The sequence below is a fragment of the Pseudomonas sp. F-14 TE3623 genome (assembly GCF_053629015.1).
The window spans coordinates 760,740-781,628 of the sequence record NZ_JBRJHM010000001.1; the positions used below are offsets into that span (position 1 = coordinate 760,740).

Below are 20,889 nucleotides of genomic sequence, written 5' to 3' on the forward strand. Positions count from 1 at the left end.
CATGGAAACCCGAGCTCATCACGTATTGATCGGCCTGTTCACCGTCATAGTGGTGGCAGGCGCCCTGCTCTTCGGTCTGTGGCTGGCCAAGTCCAGTGTCGATACCGAATTCAAGGATTACGAAATCGTCTTCAACGAGGCGGTCAGCGGCCTGTCCAACGGTAGCGCCGTGCAGTACAGCGGGATCAAGGTCGGCGACGTGGTGATGCTGCGCCTGGACCCGAACGATCCGCGCCGGGTGTTGGCGCGGATTCGCCTGGGCGGAGACACTCCGATCAAAGAAGACACCCAGGCCAAGCTGGCGCTGACCGGGATCACCGGGACTTCGATCATCCAGCTCAGCGGTGGCACGCCGCAAAGTCCGACGCTCAAGGGCAAGGACGGTGATTTGCCGACAATCATTGCATCGCCCTCGCCCATCGCCCGGCTGCTGAACGACAGTAGCGATCTGATGGCGGGCGTGAACGTGTTGATGCACAACGCCAACCAGTTGTTCTCCTCGGAGAACGTCGCGCGTATCAGCAAGACCCTGGAGCACTTGGAGCAAACCACCGGCACCATCGCCGATCAGCGCGGTGATATTCGTCAGGCGATGCAGCAACTGGCTTCGGTTGGCAAGCAGGCCAGCGCCACCCTGGAACAGACCACCGCGTTGATGCGCAACGCCAACGGCCTGCTCAACGATCAGGGCAAGCAGATGTTCGGCAGTGCCGAGCAAGCCATGAAGTCCCTGGAGCAAAGCAGCGCGACCATCAACACATTGCTCTCCGCCAATCAGGATTCCCTCAATAACGGCATGCAGGGCTTCAATAGCCTGGCACCGGCGGTGCGTGAGCTGCGCGATACCTTGAGTTCGTTGCGGACCATTTCCCAGCGGCTTGAGGCCAACCCCAGCGGTTATCTGCTGGGCAATGACAAGAACAAGGAGTTCACGCCATGAAGCTGGCTCATCTCGCCCTCCTCGCCGGTTTTGCGTTGGTTACTTCCTGTTCGATTTTCCCCAAGGCCGAGCCCTCCGATGTCTATCGACTGCCGTCGGCACAGCGCGACGCATCGGCCCAACACGGCACGCCGCAGCGCTGGTCGTTGCGGCTGGCCAAGCCTCAGACCAGCGAAGCCTTGAACAACCCGAAAATCGCAGTGATACCTCAAGGTGACCTGATCAGCAGCTACAAGGCTTCACGCTGGAGCGATCCGGCACCGGTGCTGTTGCGCAATCGTCTGCTCGATGGTTTCCAGCGTGACGGTCGGGTGCCGTTGCTCAGCACCGATGACAGTAATTTCCAGGCGGACCTGGAACTGGGCGGAAACCTGCAAGCGTTCCAGACTGAATACCAGGGTACGGCGGCGAGCGTGGTCGTGCGCCTGGATGCGTTGTTGGTGCGTGGGTATGACCAGCGAATCCTCGCCAGCCGGCACTTTGAAGTGCGTCAGCCGTTGAGTGATGTGAAGGTGCCGGCAGTGGTGACCGGTTTTGGCTTGGCCAGCGACCAATTGACGGCGCAGGTGGTGGCTTGGACGGTGGAGCAAGGTCAGAAAGTTGCGCCGCCGCTGAGGCCATAAAGGTCCGACGCCTATTTAATGTGGGAGCGGCGGTGCGACGATTCGACTTGCTCGCGAAGGCGGTGTGTCAGTCAACAGAGATGTTGAATGTACCGGCCTCTTCGCGAGCAAGCCCGCTCCCACAGGGTTCTTGGTTTAGCCGAAGAACCAGTAGCAAACCCCGATCGCGCCAAGCACCCCCGCCAATTCCGCCAGCAACGCACACCCCACCGCATGCCGTGCGCGCTGGATGCCCACCGCGCCGAAGTACACCGCCAACACATAGAAGGTTGTTTCGGTACTGCCCTGAATCGTCGCCGCCACCAGCGCCGGGAAGCTGTCGACTCCAGAGGTTTTCATGGTTTCGATCAGCATTGCCCGTGCGGCGCTGCCGGAGAAGGGTTTGACCATGGCCGTCGGTAGCGCGTCGACGAAGCGCGTGTCCCAACCGGCCCATTCCACCAGATGACGAATCCCGTCCAGACCGAAATCCAGCGCTCCGGATGCTCGCAGCACGCCCACAGCGCAGAGCATCGCCACCAGATACGGCAGCAAATTCTTGGCCACGTCGAAGCCTTCTTTGGCGCCTTCGATGAACGCTTCGTAGACCTTCACTTTGCGCAATGCGCCGATCACCAGAAACAGCATGATCAGCCCGAACAGCGTCAGGTTGCCGAGGATCGATGACAGGCCCGCCAGAGCGGTCGCCGAGAGCGTCGCCAGCAGCGCCATGAACGCACCGAGTGCCAAGGCACCGGGAATCAGGTAGGCGAGCACCACCGGGTCCCACAGGCGCAGACGCTGCATGAACGCCACCGACAATAGGCCGACCAGGGTCGAACAACTGGTCGCGAGCAGGATCGGCAGGAACACCAGGGTCGGATCGGGCGCGCCTTGCTGGGCGCGGTACATGAAGATCGTCACCGGCAGCAGGGTCAGGGAGGAGGCGTTGAGCACCAGGAAGAGGATCTGCGCGTTGCTGGCGATGGTGTCGCTGGGGTTGAGCTCTTGCAGCGCCTTCATGGCTTTGAGGCCGATCGGCGTGGCGGCGTTGTCCAGGCCCAGGCCATTGGCGGCGAAGTTGAGTGTGATCAGACCGATGGCCGGATGCCCGGGCGGCACTTCCGGCATCAGGCGCAGGAACAGCGGGCCCAACGCCTTAGCCAGCCATTCGACGATCCCTGCCTTTTCGGCAATCCGCAGAAACCCCAGCCAGAGGGTGAGGGTGCCGAACAGCAGGATCATGACCTCGACCGACAATTTGGCCATGGCGAAAATGCTCTCCACCATCGCCGCAAAGATCGCGGCGTTGCCGCCGATCAGCCACTGCGCGAGCGCCGATACGGCCGCCACGATGAAGAAGCCAAGCCACAAGCCATTAAGCATCAGTCGAATCCCCCGGAAGATGCGGCGAATGATAGCGGGGTAGTCAGAAACGACAAACCCCGGATTTCTCCGGGGTTTGTTTAGTACTGCTGGCAAAAGACCAATGTGGGAGCGTCAGTTGCTGGAAATTTCGCCAACCGGCAATTTTTCCTTGCTGCGCCAGTGCGGCAGAGAGTTCCAGTAGCGCTCGCCCTTGGCGTCGTCGTACATACCTTCCCAGCGTGCGATGACCAGCACGGCCAAGGCGTTGCCGATCACGTTTAGCGCGGTACGGGCCATGTCCATGATGCGGTCGACACCGGCGATGAACGCCAGGCCTTCCAGCGGAATACCAACGCTGCCCAAAGTGGCCAGCAGCACCACGAAGGACACACCCGGTACGCCGGCGATGCCTTTGGAGGTGACCATCAGTGTCAGCACCAGCAGCAATTGTTGGCTGATCGACAGGTCGATGCCGTAGAGCTGGGCAATGAAGATTGCCGCGATACTTTGGTACAGGGTCGAACCGTCGAGGTTGAACGAGTAGCCGGTCGGTACCACGAAACTGCAGATGGCTTTCGGCGCGCCGTAGGCTTCCATCTTCTCGATCACGCGCGGCAGCACGGTTTCGGAACTGGCGGTGGAGTAGGCCAGGACCAGCTCATCCTTGAAGATGCGCATCAGCTTGATCACCGAGAAGCCGAACAGGCGAGCGATCAGGCCCAGCACCACAAAGGCGAAGAAGGCGATGGCGAAGTAAACCAGAACGACCAATTTGGCCAGCGGCAGCAGAGAGGCGAAGCCGAAGTTGGCCACGGTCACCGCGATCAATGCGAACACGCCGATCGGGGCGTAGTTCATGATCATGTGGGTGACCTTGAACATGCTTTCCGATACGCCCTGGAACATCTTCACCAGCGGCTCGCGCAGGTCCGATTGCAGGCTCGACAGACCGAGACCGAACAACACGGAGAAGAAGATGATCGGCAGCATTTCGCCGCGGGCCATGGCCGCGAATATGTTCGACGGGATCAGGTTGAGGATGGTCTGGATGAACGCATGTTCATGCTGAACCTCGGCGGCAGTGGCCTGGTACTTGGAAATATCCACCGTACCCAGGGTGCTCATGTCGATGCCGGTGCCCGGATGGACCACGTTGGCCAACACCAGACCGACCAGAATGGCGATGGTGGTGACGATTTCGAAGTAAATGATGGTCTTCAGACCGATGCGACCGAGTTTCTTCGCGTCGCCCACGCCAGCAATGCCGACAACTAGCGAGGAAATCACGATCGGGATCACGATCATCTTGATCAGACGGATAAAGATATCGCCTGCCGGTTGCAGGACATTGCTGATCCACCAAGCCTTTTCGGCACTGAAATGGTTGAGCAGTGCACCAATTGCTATCCCCAGAACCAGACCGATGAGGATCTGCCAGGCGAGGCTAAGCTTTGCCTTCTTCATATCTTTACCCTTACTTGCGTTTGACTCAGGCTGATGCATGAACTGAAACGCTCAATGGCGAACAAGTCTTGCATCGGCCCCCGTATAAGGTCCCCGCGAGCGAGCATTTACAGCTCTCAGGCAGCGAAAAAGGCGCAACTATTCCGATGCCGGGAAGCGCCGTCTAATGCCGTAAACGCCTACCCTATGCCGAATCGGCATGAGATTTTTTAACTGAAACCCGCGTCCCACCCGGTTTGAATACGACATTCAGGCGGGCATAAGTGCCGTGAGCCGGCCATTTCAGCGCAGGTCGATGTTTTTTAAATAGGCGGAAATTTAGGAAAAGGCCTACGTTTGGCTGTGAATTATCGTCTCGAGAAAGTCGGAGCTTTCTCGATATACGGTCACGAAGAAACACCGCGAAACGGTTTTGCGGGGAATATGCAGCAATAGCAGATGAACTGAGTGCTCTAGATCAACGTTTTGCACGTTGAAGCCCTCCGCAAGTCCGTCGAGCCCTCTGGCCCCGGCGAACTTGCGTCGCAGCTTTACCTGACCCGGCCCTTGCGCGGGTACTCCCTGTACCCCTAGGTCACTCCGACCCTGAACAGTCAGAACGTCCCGACCCCTTGGTCATGCGTCTACCGTCCTCGGGTAGCGCAGTGGAAAGAAGCGCTGGGGCCTCTTTCGTGTTTCGAAACTCAGTACCAGTTCGGATCTTTCTTCAGTTGCTCCATCAACAACTTCTGCATGCCTTCGTCCGGTTTTCCCAGGAAGCGGTAGTCGGCATGTCGTGTGGGCGACTTGTCGGCCGGCAGGCCTGCTGGCACTTCGACCAGCATGGCGTAGGCATCCTTCTTGTCGAAGCTGAATGCCACGATCAAGCGGTTGTTCAGACACGTCTGCCGGGTTTCGCAGAGCGGCCCGACCAGATACTCGTCGCCATCCTCTTCAACAGCATTCATTTGCTCGGCATCGCCGGACAGGTTCATCACCCATTCCGGCAGGCGTTCTTCTTTCTTCACAACGCCTTGCCAGGTTTCACGGTACTGCGGGTCTGCAGTGAGCAATTCATTGACCCGCATCTGGCCATCGTTGGCCGCCATTGCCATGGCACTGCCGCCCAGAAGCAGGGCGGCTGCCACTGTCTTTAACGAAATGCTCATGGTCAGCCTCGACCGCGGCGGCCAAAGAAGAAGGAAGCAATGAACATCACCAGGAATACGACAAAGAGAATCTTGGCGATACCCGTAGCGGTGCCCGCGATACCACCGAAGCCCAGTACTGCAGCGATGATGGCAATGATCAAGAATGTGATTGCCCAACTCAACATGGTGATTCTCCTTACGCGTTCTGTTTAAAGGTGGTGCTTGTGGTGCTTTTCCCGGCGCGTCGAGCGCGCCAAGTTCGTTTACCTAAAACACCCAACGTTCCTGAGGCGTCTCATCCACAGGCTGGGCCTGGTCGACGTCCATCATTCGCATCGAGTCGCTGTCAGCCAGGCTGCTGCTGACGGCGCTGAAATGGGTTTGGGGAGTGTGTGGAATCGACAGGTGCGGCGTCTCTGGCTGCTGGCTCTGTTCCCAACGCAAGTACTGCTGGCCGCCAATCAAGGTGATCAATAGCGCCAGCAGGACAAACAAGCCTTGCTGGACAAGCAATGGCGAGATACGCAATTGGGCGGCACCTTGGCGATTCATCCTGAAGTTCCTCCCACGCTGGGGTAGTGATCTTTGGCGGGCGCTGGTTCATTAAATGCCCTTGTTACCCAGACTCCTGCAGCCTGCATGCCACCTTTTTGTTAGTGTTAATTCGTTCTAAATCAATGAGTTAAATGATTTGTCCAAATCGTTCTGAACGCATCCTGCACGATGGCCCTTCTGAGGTCGTGCGTAATGCACGATGGACTCGCGAATACTTTCAATATTTTTGGAATTGAGGGAAGGGCGCAGATGTCAGAAAGGGACGCAGGCCATCGCCGAAGAACGGTTCATTAATAAAAAATCAAATAAATCAGCTGGTTATCTTGTTGATAAGTAGATAGCTCCGCTGATTTGGCTGAAATCGGCCACAATCAATCATGCAACTTGCCCGATTTTTCTGGGCCTAACCAAAATCAACAATTAAAGGAGCGCAGGAACATGGAATCAGCCACTGAGCATCAAGGCCGCATTCTGCTGGTGGATGATGAATCCGCCATCCTCCGAACCTTTCGCTATTGCCTCGAAGATGAAGGCTACAGCGTGGCCACCGCGACCAGCGCTGCTCAGGCCGAGGCCTTATTGCAGCGCCAGGTTTTCGATCTGTGCTTCCTCGATTTGCGCCTGGGTGAAGACAATGGGCTCGATGTGCTGGCCCAAATGCGCATCCAGGCGCCGTGGATGCGGGTGGTGATCGTGACTGCTCACTCGGCGGTGGACACTGCCGTGGATGCGATTCAGGCTGGTGCCGCCGACTATCTGGTCAAACCTTGCAGCCCCGACCAGTTGCGTCTGGCCACTGCCAAACAGCTGGAAGTACGACAACTCTCGGCGCGTTTGGAAGCCCTCGAAGGTGAAGTGCGCAAACCCAAAGAGGGCCTGGATTCCCACAGTCCGGCCATGAAAGTAGTACTCGAAACCGCACGCCAGGTTGCCAGTACCGACGCTAATATTCTGCTTCTCGGCGAGTCAGGCACCGGTAAAGGTGAACTGTCACGGGCGATTCACGGCTGGAGCAAACGCCAGAAGAAATCCTGCGTGACCATCAATTGTCCATCCCTGACTGCAGAGTTGATGGACAGCGAGCTTTTCGGCCACAGCCGGGGCGCCTTCACCGGTGCCAGTGAAAGTACCTTGGGTCGTGTCAATCAGGCCGACGGCGGAACGCTGTTTCTCGACGAGATCGGCGATTTTCCCCTGACCTTGCAGCCAAAATTGCTGCGTTTCATTCAGGATAAGGAATACGAACGCGTGGGCGATCCGGTGACGCGTCGCGCTGACGTGCGAATCCTCGCAGCGACTAACCTCAATCTGGAAGACATGGTTCGCGATGGTCGTTTTCGTGAAGACTTGCTCTATCGCCTGAACGTCATCACCTTGCACTTGCCGCCGCTTCGCGAGCGCAGGGAAGACATTCTTAACCTGGCAGACCGCTTCCTGGCGCGCTTCGTCAAGGAATACTCGCGTCCGGCCCGGTGTTTCAGCGACGAGGCCCGCGAAGCGCTGCTCAGCTACCGCTGGCCGGGCAACATTCGCGAGCTGCGCAACGTGGTGGAGCGCGCGAGCATTATTTGCCCGCAGGAGCGGGTCGAGCTCAGCCACTTGGGCATGGCCGAGGCACCGGCCAACCACACGCCGCGCATTGGTGCTGCGTTGAGCCTGGATGAGTTGGAAAAAGCTCACATTGGCGCGGTCCTCGCCACGGCCGACACGCTGGATCAGGCGGCCAAGACCCTGGGTATCGATGCCTCGACCCTGTACCGCAAACGCAAGCAGTACAACCTGTGAGTCGTAATCGATGAAACTGGCGATGACGTTGCGCACCCGGCTGTTTCTGAGTATTTCCGCGCTGATTACGGTGGCGCTGCTTGGGCTCTTGCTCGGGCTGGTCAGCGTGATGCAGATGGCAGGTACTCAGGAAGCCCTGATCCGTGACAACTTCGTCACGCTGGACCTGGGATTGAAGCTGCGTCAGACCCTGGGTGATCAACTGATCATCATGCTCGACGAGCAACCTGATGCTGCGGCGTTCGAGGCATCCAAGCAGCATTCCCTTGAGTTGCTTGACGAAGGCATTGCTCGCGAGCCGTCCAGCGAAGGCACCCAGTATGGTTTCAAAAAGGCCAAGGCCGATTATCAGAGCTTACTGCAGGCCTTTGATCTTTCCCGTGCTCCGGTACAGGTAGTCAGTGGTGACGGGGATCTCAAAGAGAAATTCAACGCGTTGCGTAATGGCTTGATTTATGAACAGAAGCGCGCACTGGACAATATCAACGAGATCGAACGCAAGGCCCGGGAGCGGGCACTATTGATTGCCGGCCTGCTTGGGTTGGTCGGGGTGGCAGTGCTGTTCATCGGGTTCATTACTGCCCATGCGATCGCCCGGCGATTCGGGGCTCCGATCGAGGCCTTGGCCGCGGCGGCTGACAACATCGGCCAAGGTAATTTCGAAGTGACCCTGCCGATTTCTTCCGCGGTGGAAATGAATCAGTTGACCCGGCGTTTCGGAATCATGGCCGAGGCCCTGCGTGAGCACCAGGCTACCAATATCGACGAGCTGCTCGCCGGTCAGCAACGTTTGCAAGCGGTGCTCGACAGCATCGACGACGGTTTGCTGATTATCGATCGTCAAGGTCATCTCGAGCACCTCAACCCGGTGGCTCAGCGCCAATTAGGCTGGGACACCGATCGTCTCGGTCAAGGGCTGGGCACGGCGCTTGAGCGTCCCGAACTGGATGAACAACTGCAGCTGGTATTGCGCGGCGGCACACTGGAGCGCGCGCCGGAGGACCTGAATATCGAGGTGGATGGCGAGTCGCGATTGCTGACGTATAGCCTGACCCCGGTCAGCCATACCCAGGGTCATATTCTCGGTGCGGTGATGGTGTTGCATGACGTCACCGAACAGCGTGCCTTCGAACGGGTACGTAGCGAGTTCGTCCTGCGCGCTTCCCATGAGTTGCGCACACCGGTTACCGGGATGCACATGGCATTCGGCCTGTTCCGCGAGCGGACGCATTTTGCCGCAGACTCTCGCGAAGCCGACCTGCTGGACACCGTCAACGAAGAAATGCAGCGCCTCATGCAGTTGATCAACGACCTGCTGAATTTCTCTCGCTATCAGAACGGCCTGCAAAAACTCACGCTGGCACCGTGCTCCATCGAAGACTTGCTGGATCAGGCCCAGACACGTTTTGCCGTCTCGGCGCAGGAGAAGGGCATTGAGCTGCTGGTGGAAGTGCAGGGGCCGTTGCCGCGGCTGCAAGCCGATCAGGCACAACTGGAGCGGGTGCTCGACAACCTGATCGACAACGCCTTGCGCCATACCTCCCACGACGGACTGATCCGTTTGCAGGCCCGGCGCCATGGAGAGCGGATGATTATCAGTGTCGAGGACAACGGCGAGGGCATTGCCTACGGCCAGCAGGGACGGATCTTCGAGCCCTTTGTCCAGGTCGGCCGCAAAAAGGGCGGTGCCGGGCTTGGTCTGGCGCTGTGCAAGGAAATCGTGCAACTGCATGGCGGGCGGATGGGTGTCTATTCACGGCCGGGGCAGGGGACGCAGTTCTACATGGCACTGGCGATATAAACCGTAGCCATCTCAGGCTTCGTCATCCAGACGTCGCATCCTCAATCGGCGGCCACGGGTAATTAGTTCGATGAACTGCACGGCGCTCAGTGCGTGGGCGAACAGCCAGCCCTGACCGAACTTAACCCCTTCGCTGCTCAGAAACACCGCTTGGGCTTCATGTTCGATGCCTTCTGCAATCACCTTGAGTTGCAGGGCCTGAGCCATGCGAATGATGTGCGGTGCCACGCCGCTGCTGGCGGCGTCGTGGCCCAGCGCGTCGATAAACGCCTTGTCGATTTTCAGGCAGTCCACCGGTAGGGTTTGCAGGTAGGCGAGGCTGCAATAGCCGGTGCCAAAGTCGTCGATCAGCACCTGATGCCCGACATCCCGCAGGGCTTGCAGGTTTTCTCGGGCCACCACCACATCGACCAATCCGCGTTCGGTCACCTCAAAGGCAATCTGCCTGGCCGCTACCCGGTGCACACTTAGCAGGCGCGCTATCACCTGACCGATACGCGGCACCATGACATCGCAGGCCGCCAGGTTAACCGAGATGTACAGCTGCGGATTGGACCGCAACAGTTGCCCGAGCTGTTCCAGCAGGCGCTGCAATACAAAGTCGGTCATCTGGCGAATCTGGCCGGTATTCTCCGCCATCGGAATGAACAGGTCGGGACTGGTCAGCGTGCCGTCCGGCCTTCGCCAGCGCAACAGGGCTTCGGCACCGACGCAGTTGCGGCTGTCGAGGTCGAAGATCGGTTGATACAACACCTGCAACTCGCCTCGCCGCATGGCGCCTTGCAGTTCGGCATCCAGCGACTGACGCTGGCGTACCAGCAAAAACACCAGAATGCCTACACAGGCACTCAACGCCAGGCTGGCCGGCAGTAACCACCACCATACTGCCGGTACATGCATTCCTGTGCGTGGGGTGATCAGTACCAGTTGGTATTCGGGGGTGTTAGTGGGCATTCGGTAAATCAGGCGGGTATGGGTGACTTGCAGCGCATTGGGACTTTTCGGGGGCCAGGGCTCCGCGGGGGGCCAGGCCTGCGCGACACCGAGCACCGGAATCGCCCGGGTGCCGTGGTCGAGCACCACCAACAGGCTGCTCCCTGGAGACAGATCGACCATGTCGGTCAAATGCCCGCGGGACGTCGCCACCCGGAAATTGCCACGCCCTAGCATCAGGGCGGCGCGGTTCTCATCGGGTTCGGTGGTGGTGTTCAGCCAATAGCTGTAGGTGGGGCCTTTGATGTCCGGCGGTCGGATCAGCGACACCCCTTCCTGGCGAGGGCGGTTGGAGCAGGTTCGCGAAGTGTCCATATAAGCGGCTTCATAAACGAAGCGGTAGTTGAAGCTGACCTGCTGCAGGGTGGCGATCATTTCGTCATCGCAGCCTCGCAACGGTTGGGCTTCCAGGTCATCGAGGCTTTCGCGCAACTGCCCGAACAGCTGCTCCAGACGAACCAGAAAGCGTTCTCCCTGGGCATTCATTTCCAGGCTTTCGTTGTGCTCGACTTGATGCATCGCCACGAACAAACTGCCGACCGTCAGAAGCGTTGCGCTCAAGGCAGTAGCCAGCATCGCCAAAAACCAAGGGCGATAGAACCAGCTATGCAGTCTCTCCCGAGCAGCAGGCATCATGGAATATCCGAAGAATTACCAATGAGTTATAGCTGCTGATTTGGAAAAAGCGCTGACCGTCGGGCGGGCGTCATTATTTTGTCTGATTCAACACCTGAAGAATCGCCGCGGTTTGTGCGTCCGGTGTACCGTCGAAACGGGAAGGGCGAAAATGCAGCTGAAAGGCTGCCAGCACATTACGTGTCTCTACATCCAGTTCGCCGGTTTGCGGCGTGGCATAGCCCACGCGGGCAAGCTGTCCCTGAAACCAACTGATGCTGGGTAATTGCACGGCGAACTGCGCTTGTTGCCGCGCCACAGCCTGCTCGTTCGGCCAGATCCCCAGGCCTTCGGCAGCCAGGCGCTTCCAGGGGAACAGCGGGCCGGGGTCGAGTTTGCGCATCGGTGCGATGTCGCTATGACCAATGATATGGCGGGGGCTGATCCCTTGGCGCTTACTGATGTCCTTGAGCAGGAAGATCATCGACTGAATCTGGGCTTCGCTGTAGGGATACCAAAGACGCCCGTTCGGGGTGTCCTCAAAGCCCTGATTAACGATCTCGATACCAATGGAACTGGAGTTCAGCCAGGTCCGACCTTGCCATTCGCTTTCGCCAGCGTGCCAGGCCCGGAAATTTTCATCCATTAGCTTATAAATAGTGGCGCGCTTGTCGTCGCTAATCAGATAGTGGCTGCTGACCTCGCCATGGGTTAGCAATTTCAGCGACTCCTCCAGGGAAGCGGAGGTGTAGTGCATCACCACAAACTGAATACGATTATCGTAATTGGCTGAAGGGTGGCTGGTGTCGACCCGGGGGCCGCTGGCACACCCGGCTAATAAAAGCAGCGACGCAATAAGAGCAAGAAATTTCATGGCAGAAGACAGTACGCGCAGGACAATAATGCAACAGTGTAACGGCATTGCTTTGGGCGCAGACGGCAAAAGTGCTGTTTTAAACAAAATGGCACAATTAGCTGTCAACCCAGTTCTATTCGATTCCGGCCATTATTTTTCGCCCGATATAGCGCCTGATCAGCTCTTTTAATCACAAGATCGCTATGTTCGCCGGGTCTGAATGCAGTCAGTCCCATGGAAATGGTGATGGTGACTCGCTCGCCCTTAAAGTGGAACGGGCAGGCTTCGATCGATGCGCGCAAGGTTTCCAGCAGTTTCGCGCCAGCCATAGGTAGTGTGGCTGGCATCAACAACACAAACTCCTCACCGCCGAACCTGGCAATAAAATCCGTCCCGCGCAGACGCTTGCGTAGCACGCTGGCGATGATTTTCAGCACCTTGTCGCCCGCCAGATGACCATAGTTGTCATTGATGCGTTTGAAATGGTCGAGGTCGAGCATTGCCAGTAACAAAGTATTCCCATGTTGCTGCCATTGATCGATTTCATGCTCCAGGCGTTCGCTCCAGGCTGCTCGATTCGGCAGGCCGGTCAATGGATCGATCAACGCCTTCTGGCGCTGCTCTTCGAGATGCTCGCGGTAGCCCAAGGCTTCCTGCTCCATGTGGGCAACTCTTTCGGCCAGGCTTTGCAGGCGGGCTGCTACTTCCTGTTCACGCTCGTCGCGCTGCTTCTGGTGTTGGTCCATGGTGCCGAGCAGGCCTTCGAGATGGTTTTCCAGCACATGCTTGAGATCATCAAGGTCTGCCGCTTCCTGCATGCTGCTTTGCAAGCCGTCGACTTTCTCGCGAATCTGCGTGTCCATCTCCCGCGCGGCCGAGCGGTTGTCGGCGTGGCCGTCGCTCGCCGCTTGCAGGTTGCTCTGAAATGACTCGAGGCGTTCGTTGAGTTGCTGTAGATATGCTTCGAATTCGTGCTGGCCGCTGTCGGTGATTGCCAGCATCAATGTTGCCAGGTCATCGAGAATCGGTAGCAATTCGTACCAATTCAAGCCATTTTGAAGACGATCGCGCATCGCCTCGGCTTGCGGGCGATGGCGCTCGGGCAATGCCAGGTCATCGAGAAGGCCCACCAGCGTGTCTTCGATGTGCTTGGCGACAGAACTGTAGGACGGCTCCGGCGAGTCCGGCAGGGCATACAGAATATCGTGCTCGGACGGCTCTGGATCGATGGTCACCGGAGTCAGTTCATCGGGATTGATTGCCGACGGAGCCTGAGTGGCCGGTAGGCTGATCGCTGGAGCCGGGTCTTGTGGCTGCTCGACATTCGGTCGGGTTTGTAACGCCAGGACTTGGCTGCTCGTAGCTTCTGGCTCAAGGACGGGCGGGTCAAACGCCACGACTTCAGCCGCAGGTGCCATTGCTGTTGGCGCCTTAATTTGCGCTGGCTCAGGGCGCGCAGCAGCTGGCAGGGCGGCTTCTACGGTTGGCAACACCACTTGCGGCTTATCGGCGACTGGCGTGAGATTGGCCATCGCTTGTGGGGGCTCGGCCGATGCTGTAATCGGTTCGACAGGTTGCGGGGCAGGCATTTGCGATTCGGGGGCGGCGAACTGTGGCGCGGTCTCTTCCGTTTCCCTACCGAACAACCGCTGCAGGAAACCCGGGCGACCAGGCTCTACAGGGTTCTCCAGCAGGTTCAAGGCCTTGCCTTGCAAGCCGCTCAGTTCGCTGAGCAGCAAAGGGATCTCGCGAGCCTGACCTACGCGTCCGTCCAGCTGTTTGGCGAAATGCTTCAGTGGTCGGCTTACTTCCCGGGGCAAAGGCAACGCTTGCAGCTGAGAGACTAGCGCTGTCAGGGCGGCACTGACTTGATCGACCCGGGTTTCCCGGCGCTGCTCGGAGTCGAGCACGGCTTTTTCCAGACGCGGCAGCAAGGCAGCCAGGCCGGCGTCCATGTCATCGGTGCGTACGACTTCGCGCATTTCCTTCATGCATTGGTCAACGGCGCGATCGGTACCTTCTGCAGCCAGGGTACTGCGCACCAGGCCACGACGCAGTAGATCAAGCCGGGCGTCCCATCGACGTTCCAGTTTTTCCTGTTGCTCGATGCTTTTGAGGTATTTCTCTTTCCAGCGCTGTGCTTCGTCGCTCATTCAGGCAGGACTCAACGCGGGCAATGCATCAGCCGTGAGCGAACCCGGCAGACGAATCTCTACCGCGACCGGCAGGTGATCGGAAATGGGATGTGCCAGCACTTCGACCTTTTCAAGGGTCAGGGTGGGGCTGAGCAGAATATGGTCCAGGCAACGCTGTGGGCGCCAGCTGGGGAAGGTCGCTTCCAGTTGCGGCGCGAGCAGGCCTAAATCACGCAACGGGGAGTTTTGCAGCAAGTCACTGGCATGGGTGTTCATGTCGCCCATCAGCACCTGGTGTTTATAACCGCCGATCAACTCGCGGATGTAGGCCAGTTGCAAGCTGCGGGCCCGAGCGCCCAGCGCCAGGTGCATCATCACTACCACGAGCGCCTCTGGACCTTCGCCGAAGCGGACCAGAATGGCCCCGCGACCCTTGGGCCCCGGCAGCGGATGATCTTCAATCGCCCACGGGCGCAGTCGACTGAGCACGCCATTGCTGTGCTGACCGAGATGACCGAGGTTGCGATTGAGTTGTTGATACCAGTAGGGGAAGGCGCCGAGCTGCGCCAGGTGTTCGACCTGATTGACGTAGCCTGATCGCAGACTCCCGCCATCGGCTTCCTGCAAGGCGACCAGATCGAAGTCGCCCAGCAGATTGCCGATTTTTTGCAGGTTGTCGGCACGCCCGTTGTGCGGCAGCAGATGCTGCCAGCCGCGGGTCAGATAGTGCCGATAGCGCTCGGTACTGATGCCGACCTGGATATTGAAACTGAGCAAACGCAGACGGCTGTCCACGGGCAACCCCGTTGCTTCCAGGTGATGTTCGTTGACCCGCGGATGATGCAGGCCAACGATGCGTTCAGTTCCCCAGCGGCGCATGGCAGGTGCCGCGCTTAGTTGGCGACGGCCTTGGTTGCCGCTCGCTCTTTGGCAACCAGTTGGTCGGCCAGTTTCAGCGCTTGTTCGGCACCGCCGGCAGAGCCGATGTCAAAGCGATACTTGCCGTTGACGACCATGGTAGGCACGCCGGAGATTTCATATTTCTTTGCCAGTTCTTTGGCTTTGTTGATCTGGCCCTTGATGGCGAAGGAGTCGAAGGTGGCCAGGAACTTGTCCTTGTCTACACCTTGGGTCGCCAGGAAGTCGGCCATGTCTTCTTTGTCGGTCAGTTTCTTGTGTTCTTTCTGAATCGCTTCAAAAACTGCCGCATGCACCTTGCTCTCGACACCCATGGATTCAAGGGTCAGGAACATTTGGCCATGGGCGTCCCAAGGGCCGCCAAACATGGCCGGAATGCGCACGAAATTCACGTCGGAAGGCAGTTTCTCAACCCAGGGATTGATCACCGGTTCGAAGGCATAGCAATGCGGGCAGCCGTACCAGAACAGCTCCACGACTTCGATCTTGCCAGGCACGGCCACCGGGACCGGATTGCTCAGCTCGACATAGGGCGCTTCAGGTTTTTCGGCGGCTTGGGCAGTCATGCCGAACAGGCTGGCAGCGACGAGCGCGGCGCTGATGATCAGATTACGCATGCTTTACTCCTGGACAATTGGGTCGCCTCGCGCGACCTGTTTTCAGACAGATCCTGGCGGACTTGAGTTTGTAGTGTAACGGCAGCGGCCACAAAAAAGGGCAGCCAAAGCCACCCTTTTTATGTTTGCATCGACGGATTAATCGAGTGTTAACGTTGCAAGAGATGTACACCCCTCACAACGCTCGATCACAGACCTTAGTGCAAGCCTTGAATATAGCTGGAGACTGCGGCGATATCTTCGTCGCTCAGCTTTTTAGCGATGCTCTGCATCGGTTTGGTATCGCCGTCGTTGGTCCGGCCGCCTTCTTCTTTTCTGAAGTCGGTCAGTTGCTTGCCGACGTACTGAGCATGCTGGCCGCCCAGATGCGGGAAGCCGGCAGCTGCGTTGCCCTTGCCATCTGGAGAGTGGCAGCCGGTGCAGGCTGGCAGGCCCTTGGCCAGGTCGCCACCACGGAACAGTGCTTCACCGCGAGCCACGACTTTCGGGTCGGCGGCGCCGACGCTGCCTTTTTGGCTGGCGAAGTAGGCGGAGATATCAGCCAGATCCTGATCGCTCAGGTTGGTCAGCAGGCCAGTCATTTCCAGTACCGTGCGCTTGCCGGACTTGATGTCGTGCAGCTGTTTGTTCAGATAACGCTCGCCCTGGCCTGCCAGTTTCGGAAAGTTAGGCGCCATGCTATTGCCATCCGGGCCATGACAGGCGCCACATACTGCGGCTTTCGCCTGACCAGCAGTCGCATCACCTGCAGCATGGGCAATGCCGGAGATCCCCACGGTCAACAGCAGACTCACGATCAATTTGTTCATCAGCTAATCCAACTACGGCTAAGGGTTAAAGAGTTATGGGCCGGGTTTACTCGCTCATCCAGTGGATGATGGCTCGGTAATCCTCGGCACTGCAGTCCATGCACAAACCACGCGGCGGCATCGCCTTGAAACCCTGGGTCACGTGTTGCACCAGCGTCTCCATACCTTTCGCCAACCTCGGCGTCCAAGCTTCCTGATCGCCTTTGCGGGGCGCCATGGGTAGTTGGCCGGAATGACAGGCACCACAAACACGGTTGTACACAGCTTCCGGATCCTGTGTAGCCTGAGCGCTGTAAAGCGGCATCAAGACACCGGCAGCTAGCAGCCATTTCGTCATAAAACGACCTTTTCAGGGTTGAGAGCGTGCTGCGTTCTAATGCGCAATCAAGGTTAATCGCTCTCGTGAACTTCATCCTACGCTGGGACAAAGCGCACACAAAATCTGCGGCATTATATACTGGCGTCACTGAAACGGAAACGACACTGCTTGCCGCGTCCATTCCCGGCGCCGCCCACATCGGAAATCCCATGCAACTCAAGAACCCCATCCTCGGTCTGTGCCAACAGTCCACCTTTATGCTCAGCGCCGCCAAAGTCGACCAATGCCCCGACGACGAAGGCTTTGAAGTGGCCTTCGCCGGGCGTTCCAACGCCGGCAAATCCAGCGCGTTGAACACCCTGACACACGCCAGCCTGGCGCGGACCTCGAAAACACCGGGTCGCACGCAGCTGTTGAACTTCTTCAAGCTAGACGATGAACGCCGTCTGGTCGACCTGCCGGGTTACGGTTACGCGAAAGTGCCAATCCCGTTGAAGCTGCACTGGCAGCGTCACCTGGAAGCCTATCTGGGTGGTCGCGAGAGTTTGAAAGGTTTGATTCTGATGATGGACATCCGTCATCCAATGACCGATTTCGACCTGCTGATGCTCGACTGGGCCATCGCCAGTGGCATGCCGATGCATATTTTGCTGACCAAGGCCGACAAGCTGACCTACGGCGCGGCGAAAAACGCGCTGCTAAAGGTTCAGGCGGAAATCCGCAAGGGCTGGGGCGACTCGATCACTATCCAGCTGTTTTCGGCACCCAAACGCATGGGCCTCGAAGACGCCTACACTGTACTGGCGGGCTGGATGGAGCTGGCGGACAAAGGCGCTGAGATTGCCGAGTAACCCTCTCCAGACAAATCTGCAGGCAAAAAAAACCCCGGACTTCATATGGGGAGGGAGAAGTTCCGGGGTTCAAGCTCCGGACCGCTAGGGCGGGGTCCAGATATCTGCCAACACTTAACACAACATAGGAGCATCGAAGGGCTTCACCAGCCATTCAGTATCTCTGAGTGGCGGTTCACGGATTTAGTTCAGACTATTTTCAAAAACCATTGGAAATAATCGATGTCATTTTCCGCACTATAGCCCTTCGTTATTTTGTGCTGCGGTATAAGGCCGCAGCACAGGCGTCTTTCAGTCGATCAGTGCGCTTCATCCCAGTTGTTGCCTACGCCTACCTCGACCAGAAGCGGTACATCCAACTGTGCGGCGCTGCTCATGTGTACGCGAATCTCCTCACGCACCTGGTCGATCAGGTCCTCACGCACCTCAAGCACCAATTCATCGTGTACCTGCAGGATGACTTTGGCGTCCAGGCCTGACGATGTCAGCCAGTTATCCACCGTTACCATGGCTTTCTTGATGATGTCCGCCGCGGTGCCTTGCATTGGGGCATTGATTGCCGTGCGCTCCGCAGCTTTGCGCAGGGCCTGGTTTTTCGCGTTTATTTCCGGCAGGTACAAGCGACGACCAAAGATGGTTTCGACGAAACCTTGCTCGGCGGCCTGGGCGCGCGTGCGCTCCATGTATTCCAGTACGCCGGGATAACGGGCGAAATAACGGTCGATGTAGGCCTGGGACTGTTTACGGTCAACGCCGATCTGCTTGGCCAGGCCAAACGCGCTCATGCCGTAGATCAAACCGAAGTTGATGGCTTTTGCGCTACGACGCTGATCGTTAGTGACAGCGTCCAGCTCGACGCCAAACACCTCTGCGGCCGTTGCCCGGTGTACATCGAGGTTGTTGCGGAAGGCGTGCAGCAAGCCTTCGTCCTTGGCCAGATGCGCCATGATCCGCAGTTCGATTTGCGAGTAGTCCGCGGCCAGCAGCTTGTAGCCTTTCGGTGCGACGAACGCCTGACGAATCCGGCGACCTTCAGCAGTGCGAATTGGAATGTTCTGCAGGTTCGGGTCGATGGACGACAACCGTCCGGTGGCGGCAACGGCTTGCTGGTAAGACGTATGAATGCGCCCGGTACGAGCATTGATCTGCTCTGGCAAACGGTCGGTGTAGGTGCTTTTGAGCTTGCTCAGCGAGCGGTATTGCATCAGCACCTTGGGCAGCGGGTAGTCCTGTTCGGCCAACTCGGCCAACACCGCTTCGGCAGTCGAGGCCTGACCCTTGGCGGTTTTGCTGAGTACGGGCAAACCGAGCTTTTCGTAGAGGATCACGCCCAGTTGCTTCGGCGAACCGAGGTTGAATTCTTCACCGGCAATGGCGAACGCCTCACGCTCAAGGGCGACCAGTTTCTCGCCCAGTTCGACGCTCTGGATGCCCAGCAGGTTGGCATCCACGAGCGCGCCCTGACGCTCGATACGGGCCAGAACCGGCATCAGCGGCATTTCAATCTCGTTGAGCACTTTGCCCAGGCTTGGCGTTGCTGCCAGTTTTTCCTGCAAAGCCAGGTGCAACTGGAAGGTGACATCGGCATCTTCGGCAGCATAAGGGCCCGCCAGCTCAAGAGAGATCTGGTCGAAAGTCAGCTGTTTGACGCCTTTGCCCGCGATCCCTTGAATGTCGGTCTTGCTTTGGCCTAAGTACTTGAGCGCCAAGCTGTCCATGTCGTGGCGGGTGGCCGTCGAGTCCAGGACGTAAGACTCGAGCATGGTGTCGTAGGCAATACCCTGAACAATAATCCCGTTGCTCTGATCGCCACCGATGGCGCAGTTGGCGAGGATATTGGTTTCGAACTTGGCGTGCTGGCCGACTTTCAGTTTGTTCGGGTTTTCCAGCAGCGGCTTCAGTGCCAGCAGCACGGTGTCGCGATCCAGTTGCTCCGGTACGCCCATGTAGGAATGGGTCAGCGGAATGTAGGCCGCTTCGTTGGCCGCGACGGAAAACGACAGACCCACCAGTTGTGCATGTTGCGCATCGGTGCCATTGGTTTCGGTGACGAAGGCGATCAGTGGTGCCTTGTCGAGCTTATCTAGCCAGGCCTCGAAGTGCTTCTGGTCGAGGATGGTTTCGTACTTCGCTTCGGCGGCGCCCGGCTGTTCCTGGACGACCTCGACAATTTCCTGACCCGAGCGCTTGGCGTCGCGCTGGTTCTCTTCGAACCAGCTTTTAAATTCCAGCAAGGTGTAAAGCTCGGCGAGCTTGTCGTGATCCGGCGGACCCATTTGCAGATCGTCGAGCCCGATGTCCAGCGGTACGTCGATCTTGATGGTTGCCAGTTGATAGGAGAGGAACGCCATCTCCTTGTGCTCTTCGAGCTTGGCCGGCAGGGTTTTGGCGCCGCGAATCGGCAGGGTCGGGACGATGTCGAGCTGCGCATAGAGCTCGGTCAGGCCGCCGTTCACGCCGACCAGCAGGCCGGAAGCAGTCTTGGGGCCGATACCCGGAACGCCCGGGATGTTGTCGGACGAATCGCCCATCAGTGCCAGATAATCGATGATCTGCTCGGGAGCGACGCCGAATTTCTCCTTCACGCCTTCCACGTCCAGCGCGCTACCGGTCATCGTATTGACCAAGGTAATGTGCCCGTCGACCAGTTGCGCCATGTCCTTGTCGCCGGTGGAGATCACCACCGGACGGTCGGCGGCCGCGCTACTGCGGGCCAGGGTGCCGATCACGTCGTCGGCTTCAACGTTGTCCACGCACAGCAATGGAAAGCCCAAGGCCTTGACGCTGGCGTGCAGCGGCTCGATCTGGACCCGCATATCGTCGGGCATGCTTGGGCGATTGGCCTTGTATTCGGCGAACATCGCGTCGCGGAACGTCCCGCCCTTGGCGTCGAATACCACGGCGAACGGGCTGTCCGGGTACTGCTTGCGCAGACTCTTGAGCATGTTCAATACGCCCTTGACCGCTCCGGTCGGCAGGCCTTTGGACGTGGTCAGCGGTGGCAGCGCGTGAAAGGCGCGGTACAGATAAGAAGAACCGTCCACCAGGACGAGGGGGGCTTGGCTCATGAGCAGGATCAACCTTTTCGGCGGGTCCGGCGCTAGAATAGCGGGACCGTTGACGACAAAGGG

General features: G+C 58.4%; 18 protein-coding genes. 5 read left to right on the forward strand and 13 right to left on the reverse strand.

Going from position 1 to position 20,889, the window contains the following annotated elements; all coding sequences use genetic code 11:
• Position 1: 1 nt before the first annotated feature.
• Together AB7M29_RS03500 and AB7M29_RS03505 are read left to right on the forward strand one after the other, a co-directional pair.
• Positions 2–940: an MlaD family protein gene (locus AB7M29_RS03500; protein WP_454246344.1), complete on the forward strand. Its 939-nt coding sequence runs from the start codon at positions 2–4 to the stop codon at positions 938–940.
• On the forward strand, positions 937–1,563 hold the full coding sequence (locus AB7M29_RS03505) for an ABC-type transport auxiliary lipoprotein family protein (protein ID WP_454246345.1): 627 nt from the start codon (positions 937–939) through the stop codon (positions 1,561–1,563). The genes AB7M29_RS03500 and AB7M29_RS03505 overlap by 4 nt, the downstream gene beginning before the upstream one ends.
• A gap of 135 nt (positions 1,564–1,698) precedes the next feature.
• On the opposite strand, the gene AB7M29_RS03510 is transcribed toward AB7M29_RS03505, so the two are convergent.
• The 5 genes from AB7M29_RS03510 to AB7M29_RS03530 all read right to left on the reverse strand — a co-directional run bounded on the left by AB7M29_RS03510 (position 1,699) and on the right by AB7M29_RS03530 (position 6,056).
• Complete coding sequence (locus AB7M29_RS03510) at positions 1,699–2,928, reverse strand: nucleoside recognition domain-containing protein (protein WP_454246346.1); 1,230 nt, start codon at positions 2,926–2,928, stop codon at positions 1,699–1,701.
• Between the two features lie 114 nt (positions 2,929–3,042).
• Entirely contained in the window at positions 3,043–4,374 is a 1,332-nt protein-coding gene (gene gltP / locus AB7M29_RS03515) for a glutamate/aspartate:proton symporter GltP (RefSeq protein ID WP_052963551.1), read from the reverse strand.
• Positions 4,375–5,057: 683 nt separating this feature from the next.
• Positions 5,058–5,522, reverse strand: coding sequence for an inhibitor of vertebrate lysozyme family protein (locus tag AB7M29_RS03520; RefSeq protein WP_123720069.1), 465 nt, complete (start codon positions 5,520–5,522; stop codon positions 5,058–5,060).
• A gap of 2 nt (positions 5,523–5,524) precedes the next feature.
• On the reverse strand, positions 5,525–5,689 hold the full coding sequence (locus AB7M29_RS03525; protein WP_003177151.1) for a DUF1328 domain-containing protein: 165 nt from the start codon (positions 5,687–5,689) through the stop codon (positions 5,525–5,527).
• An 82-nt stretch (positions 5,690–5,771) separates the two neighbouring features.
• Entirely contained in the window at positions 5,772–6,056 is a 285-nt protein-coding gene (locus tag AB7M29_RS03530; RefSeq protein ID WP_052963553.1) for a hypothetical protein, read from the reverse strand.
• Between the two features lie 441 nt (positions 6,057–6,497).
• Between AB7M29_RS03530 and algB the strand changes: the two genes are divergently transcribed.
• The gene (gene algB / locus AB7M29_RS03535) at positions 6,498–7,844 is read left to right on the forward strand and encodes a sigma-54-dependent response regulator transcription factor AlgB (protein WP_052963554.1); all 1,347 of its coding nucleotides are present in this window, start codon (positions 6,498–6,500) and stop codon (positions 7,842–7,844) included.
• Between the two features lie 10 nt (positions 7,845–7,854).
• Positions 7,855–9,645 carry an ATP-binding protein gene (locus AB7M29_RS03540; RefSeq protein ID WP_217857018.1) on the forward strand — a complete coding sequence of 597 codons (1,791 nt, stop codon included), beginning with the start codon at positions 7,855–7,857 and terminating at the stop codon, positions 9,643–9,645.
• A gap of 12 nt (positions 9,646–9,657) precedes the next feature.
• On the opposite strand, the gene AB7M29_RS03545 is transcribed toward AB7M29_RS03540, so the two are convergent.
• The 7 genes from AB7M29_RS03545 to AB7M29_RS03575 form a co-directional block, all read right to left on the reverse strand.
• Positions 9,658–11,274 carry an EAL domain-containing protein gene (locus AB7M29_RS03545; protein ID WP_217857019.1) on the reverse strand — a complete coding sequence of 539 codons (1,617 nt, stop codon included), beginning with the start codon at positions 11,272–11,274 and terminating at the stop codon, positions 9,658–9,660.
• A gap of 73 nt (positions 11,275–11,347) precedes the next feature.
• Positions 11,348–12,127 (reverse strand): N-acetylmuramoyl-L-alanine amidase, encoded by a 780-nt coding sequence (locus AB7M29_RS03550; protein WP_052963557.1) that lies wholly within the window; start codon positions 12,125–12,127, stop codon positions 11,348–11,350.
• Positions 12,128–12,231: 104 nt separating this feature from the next.
• A complete protein-coding gene (locus tag AB7M29_RS03555) occupies positions 12,232–14,262 on the reverse strand; it encodes a diguanylate cyclase (protein ID WP_454246347.1) in 2,031 nt (676 codons plus the stop codon).
• Positions 14,263–15,123: an endonuclease/exonuclease/phosphatase family protein gene (locus AB7M29_RS03560; RefSeq protein WP_217857021.1), complete on the reverse strand. Its 861-nt coding sequence runs from the start codon at positions 15,121–15,123 to the stop codon at positions 14,263–14,265.
• Positions 15,124–15,137: 14 nt separating this feature from the next.
• Positions 15,138–15,779 carry a thiol:disulfide interchange protein DsbA/DsbL gene (locus tag AB7M29_RS03565; protein ID WP_217857022.1) on the reverse strand — a complete coding sequence of 214 codons (642 nt, stop codon included), beginning with the start codon at positions 15,777–15,779 and terminating at the stop codon, positions 15,138–15,140.
• 197 nt (positions 15,780–15,976) lie between these two features.
• On the reverse strand, positions 15,977–16,588 hold the full coding sequence (locus tag AB7M29_RS03570) for a c-type cytochrome (protein ID WP_007902879.1): 612 nt from the start codon (positions 16,586–16,588) through the stop codon (positions 15,977–15,979).
• Positions 16,589–16,634: 46 nt separating this feature from the next.
• On the reverse strand, positions 16,635–16,925 hold the full coding sequence (locus AB7M29_RS03575; RefSeq protein WP_038980343.1) for a c-type cytochrome: 291 nt from the start codon (positions 16,923–16,925) through the stop codon (positions 16,635–16,637).
• 191 nt (positions 16,926–17,116) lie between these two features.
• Here AB7M29_RS03575 and yihA point away from each other — a divergent pair, with 191 nt between their 5' ends.
• Positions 17,117–17,758: a ribosome biogenesis GTP-binding protein YihA/YsxC gene (gene yihA / locus AB7M29_RS03580; protein WP_217857023.1), complete on the forward strand. Its 642-nt coding sequence runs from the start codon at positions 17,117–17,119 to the stop codon at positions 17,756–17,758.
• 299 nt (positions 17,759–18,057) lie between these two features.
• Here the strand turns inward: yihA and polA are convergent, their stop codons facing one another.
• Complete coding sequence (polA, locus tag AB7M29_RS03585; protein ID WP_052963562.1) at positions 18,058–20,826, reverse strand: DNA polymerase I; 2,769 nt, start codon at positions 20,824–20,826, stop codon at positions 18,058–18,060.
• Positions 20,827–20,889: the final 63 nt, after the last annotated feature.

What these genes read in the sequence shown, in the direction of transcription:
- AB7M29_RS03545 (WP_217857019.1), bottom strand. Translation starts at nt 11,274, where the DNA reads ATGATGCCTGCTGCTCGGGAGAGACTGCATAGCTGGTTCTATCGCCCT.
- algB (WP_052963554.1), top strand. Translation starts at nt 6,498, where the DNA reads ATGGAATCAGCCACTGAGCATCAAGGCCGCATTCTGCTGGTGGATGAT.
- AB7M29_RS03505 (WP_454246345.1), top strand. Translation starts at nt 937, where the DNA reads ATGAAGCTGGCTCATCTCGCCCTCCTCGCCGGTTTTGCGTTGGTTACT.
- AB7M29_RS03540 (WP_217857018.1), top strand. Translation starts at nt 7,855, where the DNA reads ATGAAACTGGCGATGACGTTGCGCACCCGGCTGTTTCTGAGTATTTCC.
- AB7M29_RS03500 (WP_454246344.1), top strand. Translation starts at nt 2, where the DNA reads ATGGAAACCCGAGCTCATCACGTATTGATCGGCCTGTTCACCGTCATA.
- AB7M29_RS03570 (WP_007902879.1), bottom strand. Translation starts at nt 16,588, where the DNA reads ATGAACAAATTGATCGTGAGTCTGCTGTTGACCGTGGGGATCTCCGGC.
- AB7M29_RS03560 (WP_217857021.1), bottom strand. Translation starts at nt 15,123, where the DNA reads ATGCGCCGCTGGGGAACTGAACGCATCGTTGGCCTGCATCATCCGCGG.
- AB7M29_RS03510 (WP_454246346.1), bottom strand. Translation starts at nt 2,928, where the DNA reads ATGCTTAATGGCTTGTGGCTTGGCTTCTTCATCGTGGCGGCCGTATCG.
- AB7M29_RS03530 (WP_052963553.1), bottom strand. Translation starts at nt 6,056, where the DNA reads ATGAATCGCCAAGGTGCCGCCCAATTGCGTATCTCGCCATTGCTTGTC.
- gltP (WP_052963551.1), bottom strand. Translation starts at nt 4,374, where the DNA reads ATGAAGAAGGCAAAGCTTAGCCTCGCCTGGCAGATCCTCATCGGTCTG.
- AB7M29_RS03550 (WP_052963557.1), bottom strand. Translation starts at nt 12,127, where the DNA reads ATGAAATTTCTTGCTCTTATTGCGTCGCTGCTTTTATTAGCCGGGTGT.
- AB7M29_RS03575 (WP_038980343.1), bottom strand. Translation starts at nt 16,925, where the DNA reads ATGACGAAATGGCTGCTAGCTGCCGGTGTCTTGATGCCGCTTTACAGC.
- polA (WP_052963562.1), bottom strand. Translation starts at nt 20,826, where the DNA reads ATGAGCCAAGCCCCCCTCGTCCTGGTGGACGGTTCTTCTTATCTGTAC.
- AB7M29_RS03525 (WP_003177151.1), bottom strand. Translation starts at nt 5,689, where the DNA reads ATGTTGAGTTGGGCAATCACATTCTTGATCATTGCCATCATCGCTGCA.
- AB7M29_RS03520 (WP_123720069.1), bottom strand. Translation starts at nt 5,522, where the DNA reads ATGAGCATTTCGTTAAAGACAGTGGCAGCCGCCCTGCTTCTGGGCGGC.
- yihA (WP_217857023.1), top strand. Translation starts at nt 17,117, where the DNA reads ATGCAACTCAAGAACCCCATCCTCGGTCTGTGCCAACAGTCCACCTTT.
- AB7M29_RS03555 (WP_454246347.1), bottom strand. Translation starts at nt 14,262, where the DNA reads ATGAGCGACGAAGCACAGCGCTGGAAAGAGAAATACCTCAAAAGCATC.
- AB7M29_RS03565 (WP_217857022.1), bottom strand. Translation starts at nt 15,779, where the DNA reads ATGCGTAATCTGATCATCAGCGCCGCGCTCGTCGCTGCCAGCCTGTTC.